Source organism: Rhodopseudomonas sp. WA056 (assembly GCF_010906995.1).
Taxonomy (GTDB): domain Bacteria; phylum Pseudomonadota; class Alphaproteobacteria; order Rhizobiales; family Xanthobacteraceae; genus Rhodopseudomonas; species Rhodopseudomonas palustris_G.
Window position 1 is genome coordinate 1 of record NZ_QPFS01000008.1, and the last position, 23,914, is coordinate 23,914.

The window sequence follows — 23,914 nt, forward strand, 5'->3', positions numbered from 1 at the left end:
CGATACGCCCCGCCCTCCTCCACGCTCCGCACGAACGCCGGCCGCGCGTGCATGCGGCCGATCCACGCCGCCAGCGCCGGATACGGCCCGAGCTTGCCGAACGAGCCGGCGACCTCGGCGACGAAACTCATCATGATGTCGGCGCCGGTCAGGCTGTCGCCGACGAAGTAGTCGCGGCCTTTGAGCGCGCGCTCGACGAAGCCGAGGTGATTGGCGATCTCGCTGTCGATCCGCGGCTGCAGCGGCGCGGCGGCGTCTTTCAGGCGCGCGGTGTAGAGCTGCAGCATCAAGGGCAGCATCGCCGATCCCTCGGCGTAGTGCAGCCATTCCTGATAGGCCTCGAACTCGGGTGTGCCCTCGGCGGAACGCAGGCCGCTGCCCGCGCCGTAGCGGCGCAGGATGTAGTCGACGATCGCGCCGGACTCGACCAGCGTCAGGTCGCCGTCGGTGATCACCGGCGACTTGCCGAGCGGGTGCACGGCGGCGAGTTCGGGCGGCGCCAGCCGCGTCGTGGCGTCGCGCTGGTAGCGCTTCAGCTCGTAGGGCGCGCCGATCTCCTCCAGCAGCCACAGGATGCGCTGCGAGCGGCTGTCGTTGAGGTGGTGCAGGGTGCATCGCGTCCTCCGGGACTGCGCGCGGCGCGCGCGATGGGAATCGAGATGGCCGGCCGTCCCGAATTGCGCTGCGCGTCATCCGGGCCCAGGCGCCAGCCTCACAGCGTCTCCTGCTTCGCCCCGCATTCCTTGCAGACGTAGGCCACGCGGCTGACGCCCTTCGGCGCCTTGACCTTGTTAGGGGCGCCGCATTTGCCGCAGGTGGCCATGATCACGGTGTCGCCCTGCTTGACCGTGACGTTGCGGGTCGCCATCGCCTCGCGCATCAGCCGTTCGGCCTCTTCGCGCATCGCCTTCTTGTCCATGTCGTCCATCGTTGGTTGTGTCGTGGCCCCGCGTTGTAGCGCAGCGCAATGACGGCGGCCGCATCAAATCCGCCACGCCGTGCGAAAATCGGTGGGCAGTCGCCGACCTAGGACAACAATCCGATGCCTCCGGTCGTCAAAACGCGGTCGAGGACATCGCGCTACCCTCGCCTCACCGCTTGTCCGGCGGCGGCAGCTCGGGCGCATCGCTCGGCGGCGGGGTGCGTTCGAGCTCGTCGATCAGCGCCGTCATCTCGACGATCTCCCTGACCTGCGTCTGCCAGATGGCGTCGGCGAGCTTGCGGACGCGCGGATCGCCGATACGCGCGCGCTCGCTGGTCATGATCGCGATCGAATGATGCGGGATCATCGCCTTCATGTAGGCGACGTCGCCGACCGTGTCCTGACTCCGCACCAGATACAGCGCGCCGGCAAAGACCACGACGCTGGCGGCGACGATGCCCCAATTGGCGCTGCGGCTCGGATACATCGCCCACATGAAGCCGAGCATGATCAGCGCCATCACCGCGCCCATCACCAGCGCCATCCACATTCGGGTCTGGCTGAACCAGACATGGTCGAGCGCATATGTGTTGAGATACATCAGGCCGAACATCACGACCGTCGAGGTCGCGATCATCGCGGCAAATCGGGCGTAGGACATCATTTCGCTCCTGTGATCGGAGTGGAGCTAAACGGCCGGGGACGTGATGGTTCCCGACGGGCCGGCCGCGATGCCCCTTGCAATGCGCGCGCGGCTCGCCAATCTCTGCTGTCCCGCTCAATCACAATCCGAACCTCAATCCGGAGCGCATTAATGACCGACGCCCCCTACACGCCGCCCCCCGTCTGGACCTGGGACAAGGAGAACGGCGGCAAATTCGCGTCGATCAACCGTCCGATCGCCGGTCCGACCCATGACAAGGAGCTGCCGGTCGGCAAGCATCCGCTCCAGCTCTATTCGCTGGCGACGCCGAACGGCCAGAAGGTCACGATCCTGCTCGAGGAGCTGCTGGCGCGCGGCCACAGCGGCGCCGAATACGACGCCTGGCTGATCAAGATCGGCGACGGCGACCAATTCTCGTCCGGCTTCGTCGGGGTCAATCCGAATTCGAAGATCCCGGCGCTGCTCGATCGCTCGGTGAACCCGCCGCAGCGCGTGTTCGAATCCGGCTCGATCCTGCTGTACCTCGCCGAAAAGTTCGGCGAGTTCATCCCCAAGGACCCGGCCGGCCGCACCGAATGCCTGAACTGGCTGTTCTGGCAGATGGGCTCGGCGCCGTATCTCGGCGGCGGCTTCGGGCACTTCTACGCGTACGCGCCCGAGAAGTGGGAATACCCGATCAACCGCTTCGCGATGGAGGTGAAGCGGCAGATGGACGTGCTCGATCGCCGGCTGGCCGAGACCGAGTATCTGGCCGGCACCGAGTACTCGATCGCCGACATCGCGGTGTGGCCGTGGTACGGCGGACTCGCCAACGGCGTGCTGTACGGCGACAGCGCCACCTTCCTGGATGTCGCCAGCTACAAGAACGTGCAGCGCTGGACCAAACAGATCGGCGCTCGCCCGGCGGTGAAGCGCGGCCGAATCGTCAACCGCATCAGCGGCGACCTATCCACCCAGCTCCACGAACGCCACGACGCCGGCGATTTCGAGACGAAGACGCAGGACAAGCTCGAGGCCGCGAAGTCGTAAGGGGCGTCACAAAACGGACCGCGTGAGCGCCTCTCCCTCCCGTCATTCCGGGGCGCGCGTAGCGCGAACCCGGAATCCCGAGATTGGTCAGGCGAGCGTTTCCACAAGCTCCAGATTCCGGGTTCGCGAACTGCGTTCGCGCCCCGGAATGACGGGAGGTAGATCTCGCTCTCGAATGACCGGTCTCCAACTACACGCTGTGCCGCGGGTGCGCGACCCTGCCTTGGGTGGTGGCGATTCCCATTTCGAAACTGTCGGCGATGCGGCGGGCGCGGATGATGAACTCGGCTGCCACCTCCGGGGTGAACAACTCGGTCGCGGTCGCTTCGAACAGTTTCAGCCAGCGGTCGAAATGTTCGGGCGCGAGATTCAGCATCAGATGCGGCCGCATCGGCCGGCCGCCGTACCGCCCGGTCTTCAGCAGCATCGACGACCAGAAATCGGCGATCTGGGCGATGTGGTGATCCCAATCCTGCACCGCGGAGGCGAAGATCGGCCCGATCACCTCGTCCTGCCGGGCGCGGCCGTAGAACGTGCGCACCAGATGCGCGATCTGCTCGTCGGTGAGGATGTCGGAATTGGCGATGCTCATCGGCCCGATGTAAGGCTCCACGCGGCGGCACTCAAGGCATGGATCGAACCACAGGCTCCGACATCGGCTGTGCACGTGGGCTCAACCCGCTGTCCGCGCTCGCCCCTCGAGCATGTCCAGATCGCGTTCCAGCAGCGGCAACTGCTCGATCGCGAAGCGGCGAATCTGGTCGTTATCGGGATGCAGCAGAAAGCGCCGAAGCAGCGCCACGACACGGCGGAACTCCTGGACCTGCTTGCCGTGGAAGTCGGTCATGAACCGGCTCCCCACCGCGCCGCGCAAGCCGGCGATCTGATTGGCCAACACGGCGTTCGGCCGGGTCGGGAAATCGATCGACAGCAGCGCGAAGGTGTTGAGACGGAACACATCCTGATCGCGCTCGCGTGCCAGCCGCGCCTGCCCGAAAGCGAACTGCCGCAGCGCGTCGTCGCCCCGCGAATCCGCCAGCCCGGCCGCTTCCACCTGAAACATGTTGAACTGGTGAAGATAGCGCAGCACGTCGGCGGCGTTGGGCGGCCAGCCGAGCACCGCCTTGACGCCGACAGCTTCGAGCAGGGAATGCTTGCGCGGACTCTCCGCCCCGGCGATCGCCCCGGCGAAAATCACGATGGCCGGCAAGACTGCGACCAGCCCTGCCAACAGCCGCATCAGCATTCGATCTCCGGCGCGCTACATTCCCGTGTAGCCAGCTTTCAACGGATCGTTGCTGCCGTCAAGCTCGCGCAGATAGACCAGACCGCACACGGTCAGCCGGTTGTCGTCGGTCTCGCCGGCCTCGACCAGCGTGCGGATGTAAGTCTCGACCTTGGCCTTGGAATTTTCGGCCGCTTCCTTGCTGGTCAACAGGCCGTAAGTCTGAATCACGCGATCGATGGCGCGTTGCATGTCGTCTCCCTGGTTCTCAAGCGGCGATCTTGGCGGATTCGAAATTCGAGATCGCCTTGTTGGCGAGCCGGATCGGATGGGTCTCGCCGCGCTGGAACAGCCGAACAATCAGTTCGAGCAGCGGATCATAAGTCGAGGTGCCGTCCGGAATCGCGCCGGTGCGCCGCAGGTAGTTCGCCGCGATGTCGTAGGATTTTCCGATCGTATCCACATTCATCACCCGGAGCCCTCGTTCGATCAGCATCGCCCTCTCCAACGGACTGCGCAGTGACAAGTCTTTCCGGCCACGATGGTTCCCGCAGGTTCCGGAGAAATTCGGCGGCGCACAAAACAAATCGGCCTCCCGTTGCGGGGAGGCCGAGGACGACAGGTCTGGAGACTGACAGCGCGCGGGCCTGCTCGTTTGCGAGCAGCGGCTCGGCGGATCGCCGGCCGGCGTTGGCGCGTATTGGTGGAGCCTTACAGCCGATACAGGATCTGGTCGGTCCAGAACCGCTCGAGGCGGTGCAGGGACTTGTTCAGCGTGGCGAACTCCTCGCTGGAGATGCCGCCGACCTGCTCCACCGTCTTGACGTGCTTCTGATACAGCGCCTCGACGATGTGACGGACTTCCTGGCCCTGCGGGGTCAGGCGGATCCGCACCGAGCGGCGATCGACGCGCGACCGCTGATGATCGAGGAACCCGAGTTCAACCAGCTTCTTCAGATTGTAGGAGACATTGGAGCCGAGGTAGTAACCGCGCGTGCGCAGTTCGCCCGCGGTCAGCTCCTTGTCGCCGATGTTGTAGAGCAGCAGCGCCTGAACCGAATTGATATCAGCGCGACCGCGACGATCGAACTCGTCCTTGATGACGTCGAGCAACCGGCGGTGCAGCCGCTCCACCAAGGTGAGCGCCTCGAGATAGAGCGGCTGGACCGGCGTGTTGGCTGCTACTGCGGGTGCGGAGGTCTCCGCCGCCGTGGCGACTGCTTTGATCATGACACTTCCCCTGTCGTCTTTTTTGATCGACTTATTCGACGAAACTTCTGTCTCGTCTGATAGGTCCACCTTAAGGGGCCGCTTTGAACATCAGCTTAAATAAGACGATAAAGAGATCATGAATTTAAGACAGTGAACCGTGCATTAAGCCTGCAAATCAAGGGCTTTTTGCAACGTTTGATTCACGGATCGACGCCGATTCAAGGGTTTTCCGGATGCCCTTGTCGCATTTGAAGACAGCTTCGTTCGAATTTGAAAGATCTGCGTAACGGATCGGCCGCGCGGTGCGCGATCCGGTTAAGGTCTTCACAACCCTATCCGGACCGCGTTTTGATAAAATGCCGGGAGCTTGTTTACGCGACGCCGCGGTTGCGGCCTTCCCAATATGGGGCACGCAGCACCTTGCGATCGATCTTGCCGAGGCCGGTGACCGGAATCGCGTCGACGAAGTCGATCGTCTTCGGCGACCACGGCGCGCCGCGCTTCTCCTTCACATGCGCCTGCAGTTCGGCCGCGTCGTTGTTGGCACCGGGCTTCAGAACCACGAACGCTTTCACCGCCTCGCCCCATTTGTCGTCGGGCACGCCGATCACCGCAGCAGACGCGACCGCATGGTGCGCCATCAACGCATCCTCGACCTCGCGCGGATAGATGTTGAAGCCGCCGGAGATGATCATGTCCTTGGTGCGGTCGACGATATAGAGATAGCCGTCGGCGTCCTTCACGGCGACGTCGCCGGTGTGCAGCCAGCCGCCGCGGAACGCTTCCGCCGTCGCTTCGGGCCGCTTCCAATAGCCGTCCATCACCAGCGTGCCGCGCACGCAGATTTCGCCGGGCTCGCCGGGGCCGACTTCGCGCATCTCGGAATCGAACAGCTTGACGTCGAGCAGCGGGCTCGGCCGTCCGCAACTGCCGAGCCGGCCGGGCTTGGAATCGTCGTGGTCGATCTTGCGCATCGTGGTGATGCATTGCGGCGCTTCGGTCTGGCCGTAAAGCTGCACGAACACGTTGCCGAAGATCTCGATGCCTTCGCGCAGACGATCCGGCGACATCGGCGCGGCGCCGTACACGATCATGTCGAGCGACGACAGATCGTGACGCGCCCTCACCTGCGGCGCGTCGATCAGCGCGTAGATCAGCGTCGGCACCAGAAACACCGCGGTGATCTTGTCCTCGGCGATGACGCGGCAATAGGATTCGACCTCGAAGCCCTGCACCAGCCGGGTGAAGCCGCCGCGCATCATCACCGGATACACGGTGACGCCGGCGGCGTGGCTGATCGGGGTGGCGGCGAGATAGCGGATCTCGGCCGGCCAGTCCCAATCCGAATACAGGATCACCGCCATCGTGGTCAGCGCGCGATGCGGGATCATCACCCCCTTGGAGCGGCCGGTGGTGCCGCCGGTGTAGGCCAGCCAGGCGATGTCGGAGGTCGCACTGTCGTCGACCAGCGGCGCAGGCTGAACCGCCGCGAAGCCATCGAGCAGATCGCGGGCGCCGTTGACGGCGCCGAACGACAGCAGATGCTTGAGGCCCGGCACGCGGGCGCGGATCGCCTCGCCGCGCGCGGCGAACTTGCCGCCTTCGACGATCAGCGCGTCGATCTCGGCGTCCTCGATGATGAAGGCGTGGTCGTCTTCGGCCGCCATCGGATGCAGCGGCGTGTAGCGCATCCCCATCACGGTCGCGGCGCAGATCGCAGCCCAGGATTCGGCGCGATTCGAGGACAGAATCGACAGCGCACTGCCTTTGGCAAGGCCGCAGTCGCGAAACAGCGTGATGAAGCGGCCGATCGCCTCGCCGAGTTCGCGGTAGCTCCAGCGAATGCTGCCGTCGGCGATCGCCGGACGGTCGCCGTGGCGCGCGATCGCATTGACGATCAGGCCGCCGCCGGTGCCGCCGGAATGAAGCTGGTCCATGGTTTTCCCCCTTGTGATGGTTGTTGTCGTTGTCGCGCCCGCCTGCGTGCTGCGGCGGCGCTTGCAGACCGGGCTATGGCGGACGTTCGCGGGCCGCCATCCAGGCAAGCGCCAGATAGGCAGCGAGCAGCACCGCTTCCCCGAGCACGACCAGGAGACTGCCGCCGTAGATCGCCGGGAACATCAATTCGATCACCGCCATCGACACCACGGTGGTGAGCCACACCACGGCGCCCCAGGGGGTCGCCAGCCACAGCCCGACGGCGGCGACCAGCTCGATCACGGCGAAATAGACCGTGGCGGTCTGCCAGGCCATGGTCTGGACCTCAAAGGCGTCGTCCTCGCCGCCGACGAAGCCGGTGATCTGCGCCCAGTGGTAAAGTCCCTTGACGACCGACAGCACCGCCATCACCCGCAGGAACAGCACCAGCCGCCGCGTCCAGTCGTTGTCGTGGTTGTCGGGCCGCTCCGGCGAAATCGCCGCGACCGAGATCGCCTGGTCGCGCGGCAGCGGTTCGCGGGGTTGGATGTCGGACATCAAGGCTCGGCTGTTGCTCGGCGGATCGGGTTCGGCGGAGTCTTGGCCCGCCGGGGCAGCAAAATCAATCGGCTGTGATGGCGGCGGAACCTTCTGATTGCGCCAAATCAACAGCGCCGTGACGCGGCAGTGCCAAAATGCTACTTTCCATGAACACAGCAGAGCCTGCAGGGAGAGTTGGCACCATGGCGATCAAATTCGGCCGTCCCATCGAGATTCGCGACCCCTCGACCCGGCCCGCCGCTCCGCCGCTCGATCTCACCATCCGTCCGCGCCGCAACCGCAAGACCGAGTGGGCCCGCCGCTTGGTGCGTGAGAACGTCCTGACCACCGACGACCTGATCTGGCCGATGTTCGTGATCGACGGCAGCAACCAGCGGGTTCAGGTCGCCTCGATGCCGGGGGTCGAACGGCTCAGCGTCGATCAGATCGTCCGCGACGCCGAACGCGCCGCCAAGCTCGATATCCCGTGCATCGCGCTGTTCCCGTTCACCGAGCCGTCGCTGCGCGACGAGCACGGCACCGAAGCGTCCAATCCGGAAAACCTGATCTGCAAGACCGTCCGCGCGATCAAGAAGGAATTTCCTCAGATCGGCGTGCTGTGCGACGTCGCGCTCGATCCCTACACCAGCCACGGTCATGACGGCCTGATCGAGGACGGCCGCATCCTCAACGACGAGACCGTCGCGGTGCTGGTGCAGCAATCGCTGGTGCAGGCCGAGGCCGGCTGCGACGTGATCGCGCCATCGGACATGATGGACGGCCGCATCGGCGCGATCCGCGAGGCGCTCGATGCCGCCGGCTATCTCGACGTCCAGATCATGGCTTATGCGGCCAAGTATGCGTCCGCCTTCTACGGCCCGTTCCGCGACGCGATCGGGTCGGCCAAGGCGCTGACCGGCGACAAGCGCACCTATCAGATGGACCCGGCCAACACCGACGAAGCGATCCGCGAGGTCGAACTCGATCTCGCCGAAGGCGCCGACATGGTGATGGTCAAGCCGGGCATGCCGTATCTCGACATCGTCCGCCGCGTGAAGGAAACCTTCGGCGTGCCGACCTTCGCCTATCAGGTGTCGGGCGAGTACGCGATGATCGCCGCGGCCGCCAACAACGGCTGGCTGGACGGCGACCGGGCGATGATGGAGAGCCTGCTCGCCTTCAAGCGCGCCGGCGCCAACGGCGTGCTCACCTACTTCGCCCCGGCGGCCGCCGAGAAGTTGAGGCAGTTGGGCTGAGTCCCGGCCCCCTCCGCCGCGCAGCTTCCCTCGCCGATTCGCCGGCCTCCGGCGGATCGATGGATGGTTTGTAATGTCGCGGCAGCCTTGCAACGCGTCGTTGCCGTCGCCATGTCGAACCGGGCGACCGCTCCTGTCCGGGCGGCCCAACGCGGAGCAGGCTGATGGCTGACTATGGTGGGAGTGGCGGCTGGCGCGGCGGCGAGGTGCGGCCCGCGGCGTTCGACCCCTGGCTCAATCCGGAACTGTTTCAGGGCGTGCTGACCAAGCGGGTGTTCGCCTTCCTGATCGACCTGGTGGTGCTCGCCGTGCCGGTCATCGTGGTGACGGTGTTCATCGCGATGTTCGGCCTGGTCACGCTCGGGATCGGCTGGACCCTGTTCTGGCTGGTGTCGCCGCTGTCGGTGATCTGGGCGCTGGTGTATTACGGCGCCTCGCTCGGCGGCCCGCATTCGGCGACGATCGGGATGCGGACAATGGGGCTGGAACTGACCACCTGGACCGGCGAACCCGGCTACTTCGTGCTCGGCGCGGCACACGCCTTCCTGTTCTGGCTGTCGCTGTCGATGCTGACCCCGCTGATCCTGCTGATCGGGCTGTTCAACAGTCGGCGCCGGCTGTTGCACGATATCCTGCTCGGGACCGTGATTATCAACAGCACCGTACCCGCCTCGCAGCCGGCGCGCTCCTACTAAGGGCGAAAGCGATTGACCGGCGTCGGATGCGAGGCGATGCTGGGCGCGTTGGAGGCCGACGACCCGACGTGACCCAGCACTCGCGCGATACCCCCCAGTTCTATCTGACCGCCCCCTCGCCGTGCCCCTATCTGCCGGGCCGGCACGAGCGCAAGGTGTTCACCCATCTGGTGGGCAACAAGGCCGGCGAGCTCAACGACCTGCTCACCCATGGCGGCTTCCGGCGCAGCCAGTCGATCGCCTACCGCCCGGCCTGCGATCATTGCCGCGCCTGCGTGTCGGTCCGGGTGATCGTCAACGAGTTCAAGCCATCGCGCAACCAGCGCAAGCTGCTGGCCCGCAACGCCGACATCGTCGGCGAGCAGCGCAACCCCGTGCCGACCTCCGAGCAATATTCGGTGTTCCGCGCCTATCTCGACCAGCGCCATCGCCATGGCGGAATGGCCGACATGACGGTGCTCGACTATGCGATGATGGTCGAGGACAGTCATGTCCAGACCCGGATGATCGAGTACCGCAAGCGCACCCCCGACACCGGCGTCACCGGCCGCGGCGGCGACCTGATCGCCGCCGCGCTGACCGATGTGCTCGGAGACGGGCTGTCGATGGTGTATTCGTTCTACGAGCCGAACGAACAGAACCGATCGCTCGGCACCTTCATGATCCTCGATCATATCGCCCGCGCACGGCGGCTCGGCCTGCCCTACGTCTATCTCGGCTACTGGATCGAAGGCTCCAAAAAGATGGACTACAAAGGCCGCTACCTGCCCCAGCAGCGGCTGGCGCCGAGCGGCTGGTTGCGCATCGACGCTTCCGGCGAGATGCAGCCCGAGCCGCAGGATTAGCTCGGCCCTTCCGACACAGGCGTCCAGTCTCGCCGGTCGTCCCGCTACACCGTGGCGAGACAATGGGACAACGAAAGCGTGCGCGTGCAGTTCATGGTCGCTGCCCCGTGTTCGGCTCAACATCAGCGGGAGCGATCTCGATGGTGGCCGTCATCCCAGCCGCCAGTTCTATCCCGGACGGTACTTGATCGATATGGATACGCACCGGGATGCGCTGGGCGAGACGCACCCAGGAAAACGTCGCCGCGACATTGGGCAGGCCGAAGCGACCCGGCGCTTCACTGCTGTTCTCGATGCCGCGACCGATACTCTCGACATGACCCGTCACTGGCTGGTCAAAGCCCATCAGCTTGACCAGCGCCGGGGCCCCGACACGGATCTGCTGAATTTTCGTCTCTTCGAAATAGCCGGTGATCCAGAAACTGGCGGCATCGAGGATCGCGACATTCGTCGCCCCAGCGGTCGCGTAGTCGCCGGGCCGAAGCTTCAGATTCGTCACATACCCATCGACAGGTGAACGAACGACGGAACGAGCAAGATCGAGCTTGGCCAAATCGAATGTCGCCACCGCGGCCTGATAGGCGGCGCTGGCTATTGCCGCAGCGCCGCCCGATTGCTGGACGGCTTCCTGTGAGACCACATCCTTGAGCTGCCGTTTCCGCTGCGCCGTGGCTTGACGAACGATCATATCCTGGCGCTTCGCTTCGACGTCAGCCTCGGCCAGCGCCAGTGCCAAACGAAGCCGCTCGGGGTCGATCTCGTAAAGTACATCACCACGTTTGACGTACTGATTGTCGACCACTGCCACCGAGCGGATCGCACCTGAAACCTCAGGCGCGATCTGGACGACATTCACGCTCACTCGACCGTCGCGCGTCCAGGGTGTTCGCTGGTAGTGGCCCCAGGCCTGCAGGCCGACAACACCCGAAAGAGCGACTAAGCCGACGGTCAGGGCATAGCGGCTGAGCACGGACAGAAACGATTTCACGAGATTGATCCGACCAGGGGAAGATACAGCATGAGAAGACCGTAGATCATGAGGAAGGTGGCGATTTCGACGAGTGGCCGATACTCGAACAGCCGGGAGATCCCGGTGGCGTTGCAGAAACGCATGATTGCCAAGGTGGCGAACAGCGCGATGAGCGCGAGGACCACCAGGCCGGGGATGAAGACACCCCCCATATTCAAATCAACGATCATGAGCCGGATCGTCCTCCTGCATCATTCCACCGAAACCGAGCGCGAAACGGAGGTCGATCAGCAGATCGACGATCCGCAGGCGTCTCTTGAATGAGCTGGCCGCCATCATTGCCATCAACGTCGCGATGCGCTGATCGAGGTCTGCAAGTTCGGCAGGCGTCGTCGGTCGCCTCACGCTGAAACACGTGGCAATCGCGGACAGAAGACCGCCGATTGCGACGCCGGCCTCGCCCTGGACCTGCGGGACCAGCTTGCGAAGCCGGCCGGCGACGTGACCGATGCGAAGAAGGCACAGCGTATCGTCAAGGACGTTTGCAGGGGCTCTGCCGGCCGCTCGCAGCCTCGGCAGCAGCAGCGCCGTTCGGTCGATCATCAGGCTTGTCCAGCGCGCTTCGTTCGGCGCGCCGCCCAGAGCGCGGCGACCGACATCCTGCCGACTGTGGAGAAGCAGCCGGTTGATCGCGACGTCCAGCGGTACAGTCTGGAAGATGGACATGCTGACCGCCCCGAAACCAACTGCTGCGAACAGTGCGATCACGGTGTCGAGAAAAGTGGCGAGGTCACCGGTGTAGTTGCTGCCGAGGCCCGACAGGATCGGAATTGTGAGAGTGATTCCCAGCGCCATGAACGTCGTCGGCGCTCGCGCCTGGAGCGAGCCAGCAAACAGGAATGCCGGCGCAAGGACCGCGACAAGAACTGCGAAGTTCGTGACTTGGGGCAAGATGGCGAAGCTGTAGACGAGGCTTATCAGAACTCCCCAGATCGAGCCCACGATGTATTTGACGACGAATGGCACAGGCGCGTCGAAATTGCCGAACAAGGTGCAGCATACGCCGAGAATTGAGACTGCGGTGCCGCCCTCCGGCCAGGCCGACCATATCCAGAAGGCGCAGCCGCTGAGGATAGCGACGACGGCACCGAGCGCTGCACGAGCCGCCATCCATGGATCACGGTGATAGACGTACCCCTTTGCAGGCGCCGGCCCGTAAAGCCACTCCGCCTGTGGTGAGCTCGAGCCGATGATCATGTTCTGATCGAGCTGGTCGCAGTCGTGAATCAGGCCGATCATTTCAGCCAGATGACCTGCAAGGTTGGCGCCCACCCGGTCTACGGGCGTCGCCGCATCTGTGCCCAGATGAGCCTGGAGCGATCGCGCGCGCGCAATCAGCCGAGCCACCCTCTCCCCATCGCCCGTCCCAGCGGCAGCGATCCAGGCCCCGACATCGTGGATCAATGCGGTCAGCCCATCAGCCGTATCGCCGGGCCCAATGCCGAGAAAACGGACCCGGTCTTCGATTTCGGTCGTGAGCGGAAGAAGCCGAGCGAGCCGGTCGTGTATGAGTTGCAGCGTCTCGCGCCGCGGCGTCACCGATCCGGGATCATACGGCAGATGCGTCGCAAGCCCCCGGAGCATCAGGAGATCGGCAGCAAGTTGATGGCGATCGTGGCGGTTTTGTTCCGGCGTTCCCGTCAGCGCGAGGCCCGCAATCCGGCGGGCGTCCAGAAGCGTCGCCGACAGCTTGCCGGTGAACTGGCCACTCATCGGCTTCGGCAGGACGTAACGATGGATCAGAACCGCGCAGAGAATTCCGATGGAAATCTCCTGGACGCGCAGCGATGCCGTTTCAAACGCTGCACCGGGATCGAGCACGCTCGGAAAGCCGATCAGGCTCGTCGTGTAGCCAGCCAGTACGAAGGCGTAGGCGCGCGGCGTTCGATCCAGCAGCGAGAGAAACAGACACCGACCGATCCAGCCCGCGAGGATGACGCAGCATACGATCGGGTCGTTGACGAAATTCGGAACGATAGCGACCGTCGCAATCGCACCCACGAAGGTGCCGACGAAGCGATACACGCCACGACTGAGCGACGCTCCCGCCGATGTCTGAGAGACGATGTAGACAGTAACGATGGCCCAGAACGGCTTGGGCAAATCGAGTTGCAGCGAAATGTAATAGGCCAGCATCGCCGCGGCGAAACTCTTTGCCGAAAAGAGGACCGCATCCGCATCCTCCTTCGTTGCCGGCGTTCGAGCGAAGCCCGCTGCCACCTGCCATACTGCTGCGCAGGGGTCGATCAAGCGAGGAGATACCGTCGGCATTATCTTCATGCCGCCAGTTGTGTCCGATTTGCAGAAGCGAATAAATTCGGTATTACGACATAAAATACCTGAAAACGGCCATCCTGATGTCCGCGCCACAATCTGTCGTTTCCGTTTTCGATCCCGACCTGACGCACCTGCCTGCGGTCAGCCACAAGCTCGATTTCTCCGACCATGCGGCGGAAGTGCCTTTGCATGTCCATCGCAAGGGGCAGTTGATCTTGGCCCTGCACGGAGCCGTCACGTGCACGGCCGGCAACGAGATCTGGATCGTGCCTCCGAATTGCGGGGTGTGGATTCCTGGCGGAGTGCCTCACAGCGCGCGCGCGACCGCAAATGCGCGGCTCAACTATCTGTTCGTGGAACCGGAAGCGGCGAAACTGCCCGAATCCAGTTGCACGCTGTCGATCTCTCCGTTGATCCGGGAAATGGTCGAGCGTCTGGCAGAGGAGCGTGCGGACTATCACGCAGACAGCCACGCAGCCCGAATGGCGCGCGTTCTGCTGGACGAACTCGCGGAGATGCCGCGCGAGCGGTTCAACCTGCCGATTTCCAGCCATCCGAAGATTCGGGCCATCGCCGACGCTCTGACAGCGGAGCCATCCGACCGCAGGACCTTGAGCGATTGGGCGAAGCAGATCGCGATGAGTGAAAGGTCGCTGGCGCGGCTGCTGATCCGCGAGACAGGACTGACGTTCGGACGCTGGCGACAGCAGCTCCACCTCGTCGTCGCCCTTCGGGAACTCGCGAGCGGCGAAGCGGTGCAGAACGTTGCGGCCGGACTTGGCTACGAGTCGGTCAACGCCTTCATCACCATGTTCAAGAAGGCGCTTGGAAGCACTCCCGCTCAATACTTCGCGCAACGTCACGCCCCCACGAAAGCGGGATCGAATGAGCAGAACCGTGTTTGACCAAACGCCGGTTCTACTCGGCCAGCACAGCCGCGGCTCTGGGATTTCGTCTGCGGACTACCCGCCGGTCGCGTAGTCGAACACCAGCTTGATATTCAGCGCGATGATGATCGCGGCGATCAGTGCGGCGGCAATCGACAGCCAGCGCGGCGCGACGAACTCGCCCATCTTGGCTCGGCTGGCGGTGAACATCACCAGCGGCACCACCGCGAACGGCAGTTGCAGGCTGAGTACCACCTGACTGAGGATCAGGAGCTGCCCGGTGCCCTTTTCGCCAGCGATGATGGTGACCACTACCGCCGGCACAATCGCGATCAGCCTCGTCACCATCCGGCGCAGCCACGGCTTGATCCGGAATTGGATGAAGCCTTCCATCACGATCTGGCCGGCCAGCGTGGCGGTGACGGTCGAATTCAGGCCGCAGGCGAGCAGCGCGATGCCGAACAGCGTCGGCGCCAGCGTCGAGCCGAGCAGCGGCGCCAGGAAGGCATGGGCCTGGTCGAGTTCGGCGACATCGGTCTGGCCGGCGTGGTGGAAGGTCGCCGCCGCCAGGATCAGGATCGAGGCGTTGATGGTCAGCGCGAAGGTCAGCGCGATCGTCGAGTCGATCGTGGCGAGCTTGATCGCCTCGTGCTTCTCGGCCGGGCTGTGGCCGAAACCGCGGGTCTGTACCAGGCCGGAGTGCAGATAGAGGTTGTGCGGCATCACCGTGGCGCCGAGGATGCCGAGCGCCAGATACAGCATGCCGGGCTCGGTCAGCACCCGCGTGGTCGGCGCGAAGCCGCGGATTACCGCTCCCCAGTCCGGATCGGCCATCGCGATCTGGATCGCGAAGCAGGCCGCGATCACGCCGAGCAGCGCCACCACGAAGGCTTCGATCCAGCGGAAGCCGAACGCCTGCAGCGCCAGCACCAGGAACACGTCGGCAGCGGTGATCAGCACGCCGAGTTCGAGCGGGATACCGAACAGCAGATTGAGTCCGATCGCAGTTCCGATCACCTCGGCGAGGTCGGTCGCGGTGATGGCGATCTCCGCCGACAGCCACAGCGGCCACGACACCCAGCGCGGATAGGCGTCGCGACAGGCCTGCGCGAGATCCCTGCCCGCACCGACGCCGAGCCGCGTGCACAATGACTGCAGCAACACCGCCATGATGTTGGAGATCAGCGCCACGGTCAGCAGCGCGTAGCCGTATTTGGAACCGCCGGCGAGCGAAGTCGCCCAGTTGCCGGGGTCCATGTAGCCGACTGCGACCAGGTAGCCGGGGCCGAGGAATGCAATCAGCTTGCGCCAGAACGGGCCTTTGGCGCGGGTCGGGATCGTCCCGAACATTCCGGCGAGCGATGGCTCGCCCGGCGAAAGACGCCACCCTTTGGTTCGTTTCGGTGCCGGCGCTGGTTCTGATGTCATCTGCGACGTTTTTGCATCCATCGCATCACAATGCAGACCGCCAAGCGCTCTCGCAAATCATTCACAGTTGCATGTAGGTGGCCAAGCACTGATGTCGGTCGAATTTGCGTCCAAAACCGCCTTCACGACGCGAGTCGCCAGAGACTTCCGTAATATCTGCCACAAAAGACGCCACTGGTCATTGATCGAGCTTCGGCCGGGCTCGGCCGGCAACGATTGGCATCACATTTTCCGGCTTCCGATTCGACCGGAAATGGCGCACAAGGCCGCCATGTCGAGCCAAGTACCAGAGCGAATGTCATTCGGCGGGTTTCTGCGTTGGGCCACGACCCCGCCGCAAGCCTACGCCATGTATTTCGTGTGCGTGGTGCTGGTCGGCGGCGTGTCGTTCTACATCGGCACCCTGAAGCCCAGGCACACACCGGGGTTGCCGCCCGCTCCCGCCGCCGTTGCGCCGCCCGGCAACTGACGCGGTTTCGCGCCGATCGGGCGGCAGGCTTGCGCGAAGACAACGCGTCAGGCCCTGCCGCCGCAGTTTCAATGGAGCTGCAGCTTCGGAACGATCGGCAGCACCGTCAGCAACAGGAACAACGGGATCAGTACGGCGCCGACCCGCAACGCATAGCCAAAGAACCCCGGCATTCTGATCCCGCGTTCGGTGGCGATGGCATACACCATGAAATTCGGTGCATTGCCGACATAGGTCAGCGCGCCCATGAAAACCGCCCCCATCGAGATCGCCGCCAGCGTTCCGGCGAGCGGCCCCATCAACTCGGCCGGCTGACCGCCCGCCAGTTCGAAGAACACCAGATAGGTCGGTGCGTTGTCGAGCACCGCCGACAACAGACCGGTGAACCAGAAATACGGCACCTCGCGCGGCGTGCCGTCGCTTCCCGACACCGCGTCGAGCACCGGCGCAAACAGGCCGGCCTTGCCGGCCTGCAGCATCGCAAGGACCGGGATGATCGCGACGAAGATCCCGGCAAACAGCTTGGCGACTTCGCGGATCGGCTCCCAGGTGAAGCCGTTGGCGGAGCGATGTTCGTCCGCGGTCCACCACAGCGACAGCAGCGCCAGCACGATCAGACCACCGTCACGGACCAGGTTCTCGAGTGCGACCCGCGTGCCGTAGACGTCGAACGCGATCCCCGACCGCCACTGCGCGCAGGCCAGAATCGTGCCGATGATGCCGGCGATCAGAACGAAATTGATGCTGCCGCGAAAGCCGACCGGCTGTTCGGCGGTTTCGGCTGGCGGATCGTGCCGGGCGTACCACAGGTCGAGCAGATAGAAGATCGTCAGCAGGATGCCGGCGACAATCAGCGTCTGCTGCCAAAGATGCTGCACCGGCCAGAAGAAATCGATTCCGCGCAGGAAGCCGACGAACAGCGGCGGATCGCCGAGCGGCGACAGCGCGCCACCGATATTGGCGACCAGGATGATGAAGAACACCATGACGTGGACATTGTGCCGCCGCCCGGCATTGGCGCGGATCAGCGGCCGAACCAGGATCATCGCCGCGCCGGTGGTGCCGATCAGGCTGGCGCATGCGGTGCCGACCGCCAGCAGGCCAGTGTTGAGCAGCGGCGTCGCCCGGATCGTCCCGGTGACCAGAATGCCGCCAGACACCGTGAACAGCGCGAACAACAGCACGATGAAGCTGAGATACTCGGCAAGGAGCGCGTGCACCAGCGACGCCAGCGCGATCTGCCAGCCGTATACGATCGCGATCGGCACCAGCGCGAGCATGGCCCATCCAGCAGCGATCTTGCCGTAATGCGCATGCCAGATTTTCGGGGCCAGCAGCGGGCCGAGTGCGATCGACAGCAGGATGCCGGCGAACGGGACACCCCATACCCCGCCGAGCGCGGCACCGTCGAGCTCCGCCGCCTGCGCCGGGCAAGGCGACAGCAACAGCAACAGCGGCAGCAGGAGACCACATCGGCCGGGGCGGCGTTCGAACATCGCGATCAGTGAGTGCAAATCGGGAGCGAGGCGAAGATCAGAATGCGGCCCCGCGTGCGACTGGCGCGCGGGGCAGTTCGACGCGACATCACCCGATGCCACGTCCAAATTTGTTGGACTTCGGGAAGCCCTTCGGCGGCAGCCGGCCGGCATCGGCGCGATTGCCGCGCCATTCGGCAAGCTCCTTCATGGTCGCACTGAACTCGCGGCCGGCAGAATCGCGCCAACCGAGGCCCTGCTTCGACGAGAAGGTGGCGACGTCGGACAGCCCGCCGTCCTTGTATTTCTGCAGCCGCACGCCGCGGCCGCGGGTCATCTCGGGCACCTGATCCAGCGGGAAGATCACCATCTTGCGGTTGTCGCCGATCACCGCGACGCTGTCGTCGCCCTCGCTGACCACGGTGAGCGCCCGCGCTTCGTTGGGAATATCGACGTTGAGGATCTGCTTGCCCTTGCGGGTCGAGCCGACGCACTCGTCCTCGTTCACGACGAAGCCCTGCCCGTCATGGCTGGCGATCAGGAATTTGCGGCCGCCGGTGTGGACGAACACGGTGACGATCGCCGCATCCTGCTCCATGTCGATGAACATCCGGATCGGCTCGCCGTGACCGCGGCCCCCGGGCAGTTTGGCGACGTCGAGCGCGTAGAACCGGCCGTTGGTGGCGAGCAGCAGCAGCTTCGAGGTGGTCTCGGCGAAGAACGACTGGCCGAGTTTGTCGTCCTGCTTGAAGTTCAGCCCCGACAGATCCTCGACATGGCCCTTCAGCGTGCGCACCCAGCCCTTGTCTGAGATCACCACGGTGACCGGCTCGCGCTCGACGAAGGCTTCCTCGATCGCCGCGAGATCGTGCTCCGGCGCGTCGGCAAATTCGGTGCGGCGCTTGCCGAGCGGCGTCTTCGGCCCGAACATCTCGCGGACTTTGCGGACCTGCTCGCCGACCTTGGCCCACTGTTCGGTCTCGGACTTTAGGACCGCGTTGATGCCCTTCAGCTCCGCGCGGAGGTTCTTGTCCTCTGTGCGGATCTCCATTTCCTCCAGCTTCCGCAAAGAGCGCAGCCGCATGTTGAGGATGGCTTCGGCCTGGATCTCGGTCAGGTTGAAGGTCTTCATCAACACCGGCTTGGGTTCGTCCTCAGTGCGGATGATCCTGATCACCTCGTCGATGTTCAGGTACGCGATCAGATAGCCGCCGAGCACTTCGAGCCGGTGCTCGATCTGCGTCTTGCGATGGTTGGAGCGGCGCAACAGCACGTCGCGCAGATGGTCGAGCCATTCGCGCAAGGCTTCGGCGAGGCCGACCACCTTTGGGATGCGACCCTTGATCAGAACGTTGAGGTTGAGCGAAATCCGGCTCTCCAGCTCGGTCAGCCGGAACAGCGACTCCATCATCAGCGCCGGATCGACGCTGCGCGACTTCGGCTCGATGACGATGCGGACGTCCTCGGCCGACTCGTCGCGGATGTCGCCGACCAGCGGCAGCTTCTTCTCGTTGAGCAGCTCGGCGATCTTCTCGATCAGCCGCGACTTCTGCACCAGCCACGGGATCTCGGTGACGACCACGCTCCAGGTGCCGCGCGCGCCCTCTTCCTGGGCCCACTTGGCGCGGGTGCGGAACGCGCCGCGCCCCGTGGTGTAGGCCTCGGCGATGCTCTCCTTGGAATCGATGATGATGCCGCCGGTCGGAAAGTCCGGTCCCTTGACGAAGCGCAGCAGCGCCCTCGACTTGGCGTCGGGCTTCTCGATCAGATGCAGCGCGGCGTCGCACAGCTCGGCGGCGTTGTGCGGCGGGATCGCGGTCGCCATGCCGACGGCAATGCCCTGGGCGCCGTTGGCGAGCAGGTTCGGGAAGCCGCCCGGCAGCACGACCGGCTCCTTGGCCTGACCGTCGTAGTTCGGCCGAAACGCGACGCCGTCCTCGTCGATGCCGTCGAGCAGCAGGCGCGCGACATCGGTCATCCGCGCTTCGGTGTAGCGGTAGGCCGCCGGGTTATCGCCGTCGATGTTGCCGAAATTGCCCTGGCCGTCGACCAGCGGATAGCGCGACGAGAAATCCTGCGCGAGGCGCACGAGCGCATCATAAATCGACTGGTCGCCGTGCGGATGGAACGAACCCATCACGTCGCCGACGATCTTGGCCGACTTCTTGAACGGCGTACCGGGGTCGAGCCGCAGCAACCGCATCCCGTACAGGATGCGGCGATGCACCGGCTTCAGTCCGTCGCGGGCGTCCGGCAGCGCCCGGTGCATGATGGTCGACAGCGCGTAGGCGAGATAGCGCTCTTCCAGCGCCTCGCGAAGCTGGACCTCGTGAATCTCGGCCGGCTCAGGCGGAATCAATCGTTTTCCCATGGCGTGGGGTTATCCCCTGACCGGGGACGGAGCAAGCGCCTGCGGGCTTTCCGGCCTTGCGGTTTCACCGGGAATCGCGGCGGCACCCGCGCCGGCCACCGCATCGAACCTGGCCCGGGCGCGTTCGATCTCGGGAAAGTGCTGTTCGGCCCAACCGACCAGAGCGGTGAGCGGACCGAGCACCGACTCGCCGGTCGCCGACAGCCGGTATTCGACGCTGGGCGGCTTGGTCGGAAACACCTGACGGGAGACCAGCCCGTCGCGCTCGAGATCGCGCAGCGTCTGGGTCAGCATCCGCCTCGAAATATCAGGAACATCCCGTAGCAGCGCGTTGAACCGCATCGGCTTTTCGGCCAGAGCGATCAACAATAGAGTGCTCCATTTGCTGCCCAGATGGTCGAGCACGTTGCGCACCGGGCAGCGCGCGGCATCGAACCCTTGCTCGCGCCAGGCGGCGTAGCGGTCGGTCAGCGTGGCGCGATGCGTCGCGACGGACAGGTTCTCTCCAGGTGACCTTGTCACGGAAAACTGCCTCCTTACGCGGTCGGCTGAAGGTCTCCAATATAGACCTACCCTCAATTAAAAACCACCAGGAGATCCTGATGTCCGCCTCCCGTTTCCTTGTCACCGGTGCCAGCGGCCAGCTCGGCCGCCTCGTCGTTGACGGCCTGCTGAAGTCGGTGCCGCCCGCCCAGATCGGCGTCCTGGTCCGCAGCGACAAGGCCGCGGCCGAGTTCGCCGCGCGTGGCCTGCACGTCCACCAGGGCGATTACAGCCGCCCCGAGACGCTGACGGCGGCGTTCGCCGGCGTCGACCGCGCGCTGCTGATCTCCTCCAGCGAGATCGGTCAGCGGACCGCTCAGCATCGCAACGCGATCGAAGCCGCCCGCGCCGCCGGGATGTCGCTGCTCGCCTACACCAGCCTGCTCCACGCCGACACCTCGCCGCTCGGCCTCGCCGAAGAGCATCGCCAGACCGAAGCGGCGCTAAAGACCTCCGGCGTGCCGCATGTCGTGCTGCGCAACGGCTGGTACAGCGAGAACTACGCAGCTTCCATTCCGGCGGCGCTGGCGCACGGCGCCCTGCTCGGCAGCGCCGGCAACGGCCGGATCGCCTCGGCGACGCGCGCCGATTACGCCGAGGCCGCGGTCCGCGTGCTGACTGCCGGGCAGCCGCAGGCTGGCCGGATCTATGAGCTCGCCGGCGACACCTCCTATACGCTCGCAGAGTTCGCCGCCGAGCTGTCGCGGCAATCCGGCAAAGCGGTCGCCTATCGCGACCTGCCGCAGCCCGAGTACCAGGCGGCCCTCGTCGCTGCCGGCCTGCCCGAACCGTTCGCCGCGCTACTGGCCGACTCCGACGCCGGCGCCGCCAAGGGCGCGTTGTTCGACGACAGCCGCACGCTGAACAGCCTGATCGGACGTCCGACCACGCCGCTCGCCGCGACGATCGCCGCCGCGCTGAGCGTGCCGCGCTGACCAAGCGCGCGGCAGCGATCGCCCGACTTGCTTCAGAGCCTGCCGGTCAAACCTCGAACCAGTTCGGATAAGGCGGCTCGCATCTCAGGCTTGAACTTCCGGCGCGGAGCTGCAAGCTGCCCGAGCACGGTTCCGACCAGCACGGAGACGAAAATTTCGGCGTGAAGCCGCGGCGTGCGCGATCCCGCCGCGGCGAGCGCCAGCTCAGCGCTGCGCTGCCAGGTCTGCTGCCACTCGGCAACGATCGGACGGTAGCGGTCGTCCCGCGCCGCGGCCAGGAACGCCTCGTAACAGGCGATGTGAATTTCCGCCTCGGCATCGAGTTCTTTAGCGTACCAGCCGACCAGAGCGTCGATCCAGGACTCGAGATCGAGCGCATCGCTTTGCAGCTTCAGCGCCAGCGCGCGCAGCCGCGCGACCTCGCGCATCAAGGCGAAATTCAGCGCGGCCTCGACCAGTAGATCACGCGTACCGAAACGATGGGTGATCGCACCCAGCGACATCCCGACCTCGGCCGCCACAGCCCGATGGGTGACGGCTTTGAGCCCGCTGCGCCCAATCAGGCGCAGCGTCGCCTCCATCACTTCGCGTTCGCGCTCGGTGGTGCCCGGCCCCATCTTATCCATCGGTTGACAGCCGCTCGCTTCTCAACAATCATCCAACAGAACAAATGTTCTGTTCTACCTTACATGCGTTCCATCATGGACGAAACACCATCCATTCGACGCCACGACTCGCAGTTTCCAGGAGGCCGAATGCCGACCTACCGCCTGCACTATTTTCCCGAATCCGGAAACAGCTACAAGCTCGCTTTGATGCTGACGCTGTGCGGCCAGAGATTCGAGCCGGTCTGGACCGATTTCGGCAGCGGCATCACCCGGACGCCGGAATGGCGTGCCCGCGTCAATGCGATGGGCGAGATCCCGGTGCTCGAAGAGGATGGCGCGCGGCTGACGCAGACGGCGCCGATCCTGCTGCAGCTCGCCGATCGTTACGGCCGGTTCGGCGGCGGCACTGCGGACGAAAAATTCGAGGTGCTGCGCTGGCTGTTCTGGGACAACCACAAGCTCAGCAGTTACGCCGCGACTTATCGGTTCGCGCGCACCTTCATGCCGTCGGCCAACAGCGACGTGCTGGCGTATTTCCGCAAGCGGATCGACGACTACCTGACGATCCTCGGCACGCATCTGCGCGACCACGCTTTCGCGGTCGGCGACAGCCCGACGATCGCCGACATCTCGATGATGGCCTATCTGTCGTTCCCGGACGACGAGACAGGCTTCGACCTTCCTGCCCGCCACCCGGAGGTGCAGGCTTGGCTCGGCCGGATCGCGGCGCTGCCGGGCTGGCGCTCGCCCTACGACCTGCTGCCCGGCCAGCGGCTGCGGCGCTACGTCTGAGCGGCGCCGCGTGCTCACGGGATCGCGACCTGCGCCAGCGCCCGCGTCACCGCATTGATGAACCCCGCACGGGCGTCGGAATGGCCCTGCCCGCGCGGCTCCAGCACGTTGCGCAGCAGGAACCGGCCGGTCAGTGCGAAGCCGTCGAACAGATCCTGACCGGACCAGCCGCTCTCGCTCGCCGCCTCGTCGTCGCGCAGGAACGGCGGCAGTCGCAGCAGCCGGTCGCGCCACGGCTCGCCCGCGATGCGCGACACCGCGCTGCCGGATTTCGGCGACACGTAGATCAGTTCGGTGGTGGCGCCGGTCGCGGCGCAGGCGGACAGGTCGAGCCCGAATCCAAGCTCGGCCAGAATGGCAAGCTCGAACCGGATCAGGTGGGCGGCGGCGATACCGAGATCGTCGAAATCATCCAGAGTGAGGATCAGCCGGTGATAGATCTCCTCGTGCGGATCGCGCTCCGGCAGCAGCCGCGCCAGCGACGCCAGATGAGTGACGCCGTACACTGCATGGGAGGATGCCAGTAGCGTCGCGGCGCGCATCTTGGTGGCTTCGAGCTGATAGTAGCCGAGATGTTCGTCGAGCCGCGCCCGCCACGACGCCAGGACACTGTTGCCGGGCTGCAGCAGCGGCCGCATCCGCGCCGACGCCGCGCCGCGGACCATGCCGAGATGGCGGCCGTGGCTGCGGGTCAGCAGTTCGACGATGGCGCCGGCCTCACCGTGCCGGCGCACTCCGAGAATGATGCCCTCGTCGCTCCAATCCATCAGCGGATCGTACAGGATTCAGCGCCG

27 protein-coding genes are annotated in these 23,914 nt (G+C 65.0%); 8 read left to right on the plus strand and 19 right to left on the minus strand.

The window, feature by feature from the left end; translation table 11 throughout:
* From DU475_RS03175 to DU475_RS03185, 3 genes are all read right to left on the minus strand, one after another.
* On the minus strand, positions 1-608 hold a 608-nt coding region (locus DU475_RS03175), incomplete at its 3' end, for a glutathione S-transferase family protein (RefSeq protein ID WP_164630707.1).
* Between the two features lie 104 nt (positions 609-712).
* A complete protein-coding gene (locus tag DU475_RS03180; RefSeq protein ID WP_164630708.1) occupies positions 713-919 on the minus strand; it encodes a hypothetical protein in 207 nt (68 codons plus the stop codon).
* A gap of 172 nt (positions 920-1,091) precedes the next feature.
* Positions 1,092-1,583, minus strand: coding sequence for a DUF305 domain-containing protein (locus DU475_RS03185; protein WP_164630644.1), 492 nt, complete (start codon positions 1,581-1,583; stop codon positions 1,092-1,094).
* Positions 1,584-1,736: 153 nt separating this feature from the next.
* Here DU475_RS03185 and yghU point away from each other — a divergent pair, with 153 nt between their 5' ends.
* Positions 1,737-2,615: a glutathione-dependent disulfide-bond oxidoreductase gene (gene yghU, locus DU475_RS03190; RefSeq protein ID WP_164630646.1), complete on the plus strand. Its 879-nt coding sequence runs from the start codon at positions 1,737-1,739 to the stop codon at positions 2,613-2,615.
* Between the two features lie 190 nt (positions 2,616-2,805).
* Here the strand turns inward: yghU and DU475_RS03195 are convergent, their stop codons facing one another.
* The 7 genes from DU475_RS03195 to DU475_RS03225 all read right to left on the minus strand — a co-directional run bounded on the left by DU475_RS03195 (position 2,806) and on the right by DU475_RS03225 (position 7,527).
* The gene (locus DU475_RS03195; RefSeq protein ID WP_047307936.1) at positions 2,806-3,207 is read right to left on the minus strand and encodes a group III truncated hemoglobin; all 402 of its coding nucleotides are present in this window, start codon (positions 3,205-3,207) and stop codon (positions 2,806-2,808) included.
* An 81-nt stretch (positions 3,208-3,288) separates the two neighbouring features.
* A complete protein-coding gene (locus DU475_RS03200) occupies positions 3,289-3,861 on the minus strand; it encodes a DUF4142 domain-containing protein (RefSeq protein ID WP_164630648.1) in 573 nt (190 codons plus the stop codon).
* A 15-nt stretch (positions 3,862-3,876) separates the two neighbouring features.
* Positions 3,877-4,092 (minus strand): hypothetical protein, encoded by a 216-nt coding sequence (locus DU475_RS03205; RefSeq protein WP_013502488.1) that lies wholly within the window; start codon positions 4,090-4,092, stop codon positions 3,877-3,879.
* A gap of 16 nt (positions 4,093-4,108) precedes the next feature.
* Positions 4,109-4,336 carry a hypothetical protein gene (locus DU475_RS03210; RefSeq protein WP_047307934.1) on the minus strand — a complete coding sequence of 76 codons (228 nt, stop codon included), beginning with the start codon at positions 4,334-4,336 and terminating at the stop codon, positions 4,109-4,111.
* A 215-nt stretch (positions 4,337-4,551) separates the two neighbouring features.
* Complete coding sequence (gene ldtR, locus DU475_RS03215; protein WP_013502490.1) at positions 4,552-5,070, minus strand: transcriptional regulator LdtR; 519 nt, start codon at positions 5,068-5,070, stop codon at positions 4,552-4,554.
* Positions 5,071-5,423: 353 nt separating this feature from the next.
* Positions 5,424-6,989, minus strand: a complete 1,566-nt coding sequence (locus DU475_RS03220; RefSeq protein WP_164630651.1) for an AMP-binding protein — start codon at positions 6,987-6,989, stop codon at positions 5,424-5,426.
* Between the two features lie 73 nt (positions 6,990-7,062).
* On the minus strand, positions 7,063-7,527 hold the full coding sequence (locus DU475_RS03225) for a DUF6163 family protein (protein ID WP_013502492.1): 465 nt from the start codon (positions 7,525-7,527) through the stop codon (positions 7,063-7,065).
* A gap of 185 nt (positions 7,528-7,712) precedes the next feature.
* Here DU475_RS03225 and hemB point away from each other — a divergent pair, with 185 nt between their 5' ends.
* The 3 genes from hemB to DU475_RS03240 all read left to right on the plus strand — a co-directional run bounded on the left by hemB (position 7,713) and on the right by DU475_RS03240 (position 10,305).
* Positions 7,713-8,765, plus strand: a complete 1,053-nt coding sequence (gene hemB / locus DU475_RS03230; RefSeq protein WP_013502493.1) for a porphobilinogen synthase — start codon at positions 7,713-7,715, stop codon at positions 8,763-8,765.
* 164 nt (positions 8,766-8,929) lie between these two features.
* Positions 8,930-9,460: an RDD family protein gene (locus DU475_RS03235; protein ID WP_013502494.1), complete on the plus strand. Its 531-nt coding sequence runs from the start codon at positions 8,930-8,932 to the stop codon at positions 9,458-9,460.
* Between the two features lie 68 nt (positions 9,461-9,528).
* Entirely contained in the window at positions 9,529-10,305 is a 777-nt protein-coding gene (locus DU475_RS03240) for an arginyltransferase (RefSeq protein WP_164630653.1), read from the plus strand.
* Positions 10,306-10,396: 91 nt separating this feature from the next.
* Here the strand turns inward: DU475_RS03240 and DU475_RS03245 are convergent, their stop codons facing one another.
* From DU475_RS03245 to DU475_RS03255, 3 genes are read right to left on the minus strand one after another with little or no spacing between them, the layout of a single operon-like run.
* Complete coding sequence (locus DU475_RS03245) at positions 10,397-11,293, minus strand: efflux RND transporter periplasmic adaptor subunit (RefSeq protein WP_164630654.1); 897 nt, start codon at positions 11,291-11,293, stop codon at positions 10,397-10,399.
* Entirely contained in the window at positions 11,290-11,505 is a 216-nt protein-coding gene (locus DU475_RS03250; protein ID WP_164630656.1) for a DUF1656 domain-containing protein, read from the minus strand. The genes DU475_RS03245 and DU475_RS03250 overlap by 4 nt, the downstream gene beginning before the upstream one ends.
* Entirely contained in the window at positions 11,495-13,615 is a 2,121-nt protein-coding gene (locus DU475_RS03255) for an FUSC family protein (RefSeq protein WP_246700230.1), read from the minus strand. Before DU475_RS03255 ends, DU475_RS03250 begins: the two co-directional genes overlap by 11 nt.
* A gap of 77 nt (positions 13,616-13,692) precedes the next feature.
* Here DU475_RS03255 and DU475_RS03260 point away from each other — a divergent pair, with 77 nt between their 5' ends.
* Complete coding sequence (locus tag DU475_RS03260) at positions 13,693-14,517, plus strand: AraC family transcriptional regulator (protein WP_205524204.1); 825 nt, start codon at positions 13,693-13,695, stop codon at positions 14,515-14,517.
* A gap of 57 nt (positions 14,518-14,574) precedes the next feature.
* Here the strand turns inward: DU475_RS03260 and DU475_RS03265 are convergent, their stop codons facing one another.
* Complete coding sequence (locus DU475_RS03265; protein ID WP_164630658.1) at positions 14,575-15,948, minus strand: Nramp family divalent metal transporter; 1,374 nt, start codon at positions 15,946-15,948, stop codon at positions 14,575-14,577.
* 70 nt (positions 15,949-16,018) lie between these two features.
* Here DU475_RS03265 and DU475_RS24500 point away from each other — a divergent pair, with 70 nt between their 5' ends.
* Positions 16,019-16,396 carry a hypothetical protein gene (locus DU475_RS24500; RefSeq protein ID WP_349644155.1) on the plus strand — a complete coding sequence of 126 codons (378 nt, stop codon included), beginning with the start codon at positions 16,019-16,021 and terminating at the stop codon, positions 16,394-16,396.
* Positions 16,397-16,464: 68 nt separating this feature from the next.
* On the opposite strand, the gene DU475_RS03275 is transcribed toward DU475_RS24500, so the two are convergent.
* The 3 genes from DU475_RS03275 to DU475_RS03285 all read right to left on the minus strand — a co-directional run bounded on the left by DU475_RS03275 (position 16,465) and on the right by DU475_RS03285 (position 20,764).
* Entirely contained in the window at positions 16,465-17,892 is a 1,428-nt protein-coding gene (locus DU475_RS03275) for a sodium:proton antiporter (RefSeq protein WP_164630714.1), read from the minus strand.
* Positions 17,893-17,980: 88 nt separating this feature from the next.
* The gene (parC, locus tag DU475_RS03280; RefSeq protein WP_164630660.1) at positions 17,981-20,242 is read right to left on the minus strand and encodes a DNA topoisomerase IV subunit A; all 2,262 of its coding nucleotides are present in this window, start codon (positions 20,240-20,242) and stop codon (positions 17,981-17,983) included.
* Between the two features lie 9 nt (positions 20,243-20,251).
* Positions 20,252-20,764, minus strand: a complete 513-nt coding sequence (locus DU475_RS03285; protein ID WP_164630661.1) for a winged helix-turn-helix transcriptional regulator — start codon at positions 20,762-20,764, stop codon at positions 20,252-20,254.
* A gap of 80 nt (positions 20,765-20,844) precedes the next feature.
* On the opposite strand from DU475_RS03285, the gene DU475_RS03290 reads away from it, so the two are divergent.
* On the plus strand, positions 20,845-21,720 hold the full coding sequence (locus DU475_RS03290; protein ID WP_164630663.1) for an SDR family oxidoreductase: 876 nt from the start codon (positions 20,845-20,847) through the stop codon (positions 21,718-21,720).
* Between the two features lie 32 nt (positions 21,721-21,752).
* On the opposite strand, the gene DU475_RS03295 is transcribed toward DU475_RS03290, so the two are convergent.
* Entirely contained in the window at positions 21,753-22,337 is a 585-nt protein-coding gene (locus DU475_RS03295; protein WP_246700231.1) for a TetR/AcrR family transcriptional regulator, read from the minus strand.
* Positions 22,338-22,475: 138 nt separating this feature from the next.
* Between DU475_RS03295 and DU475_RS03300 the strand changes: the two genes are divergently transcribed.
* The gene (locus DU475_RS03300; RefSeq protein ID WP_164630667.1) at positions 22,476-23,120 is read left to right on the plus strand and encodes a glutathione S-transferase family protein; all 645 of its coding nucleotides are present in this window, start codon (positions 22,476-22,478) and stop codon (positions 23,118-23,120) included.
* A 14-nt stretch (positions 23,121-23,134) separates the two neighbouring features.
* Here DU475_RS03300 and recO read toward each other — a convergent pair whose 3' ends face one another.
* Positions 23,135-23,887 carry a DNA repair protein RecO gene (gene recO / locus DU475_RS03305; RefSeq protein WP_013502508.1) on the minus strand — a complete coding sequence of 251 codons (753 nt, stop codon included), beginning with the start codon at positions 23,885-23,887 and terminating at the stop codon, positions 23,135-23,137.
* Between the last annotated feature and the right edge of the window lie 27 nt (positions 23,888-23,914).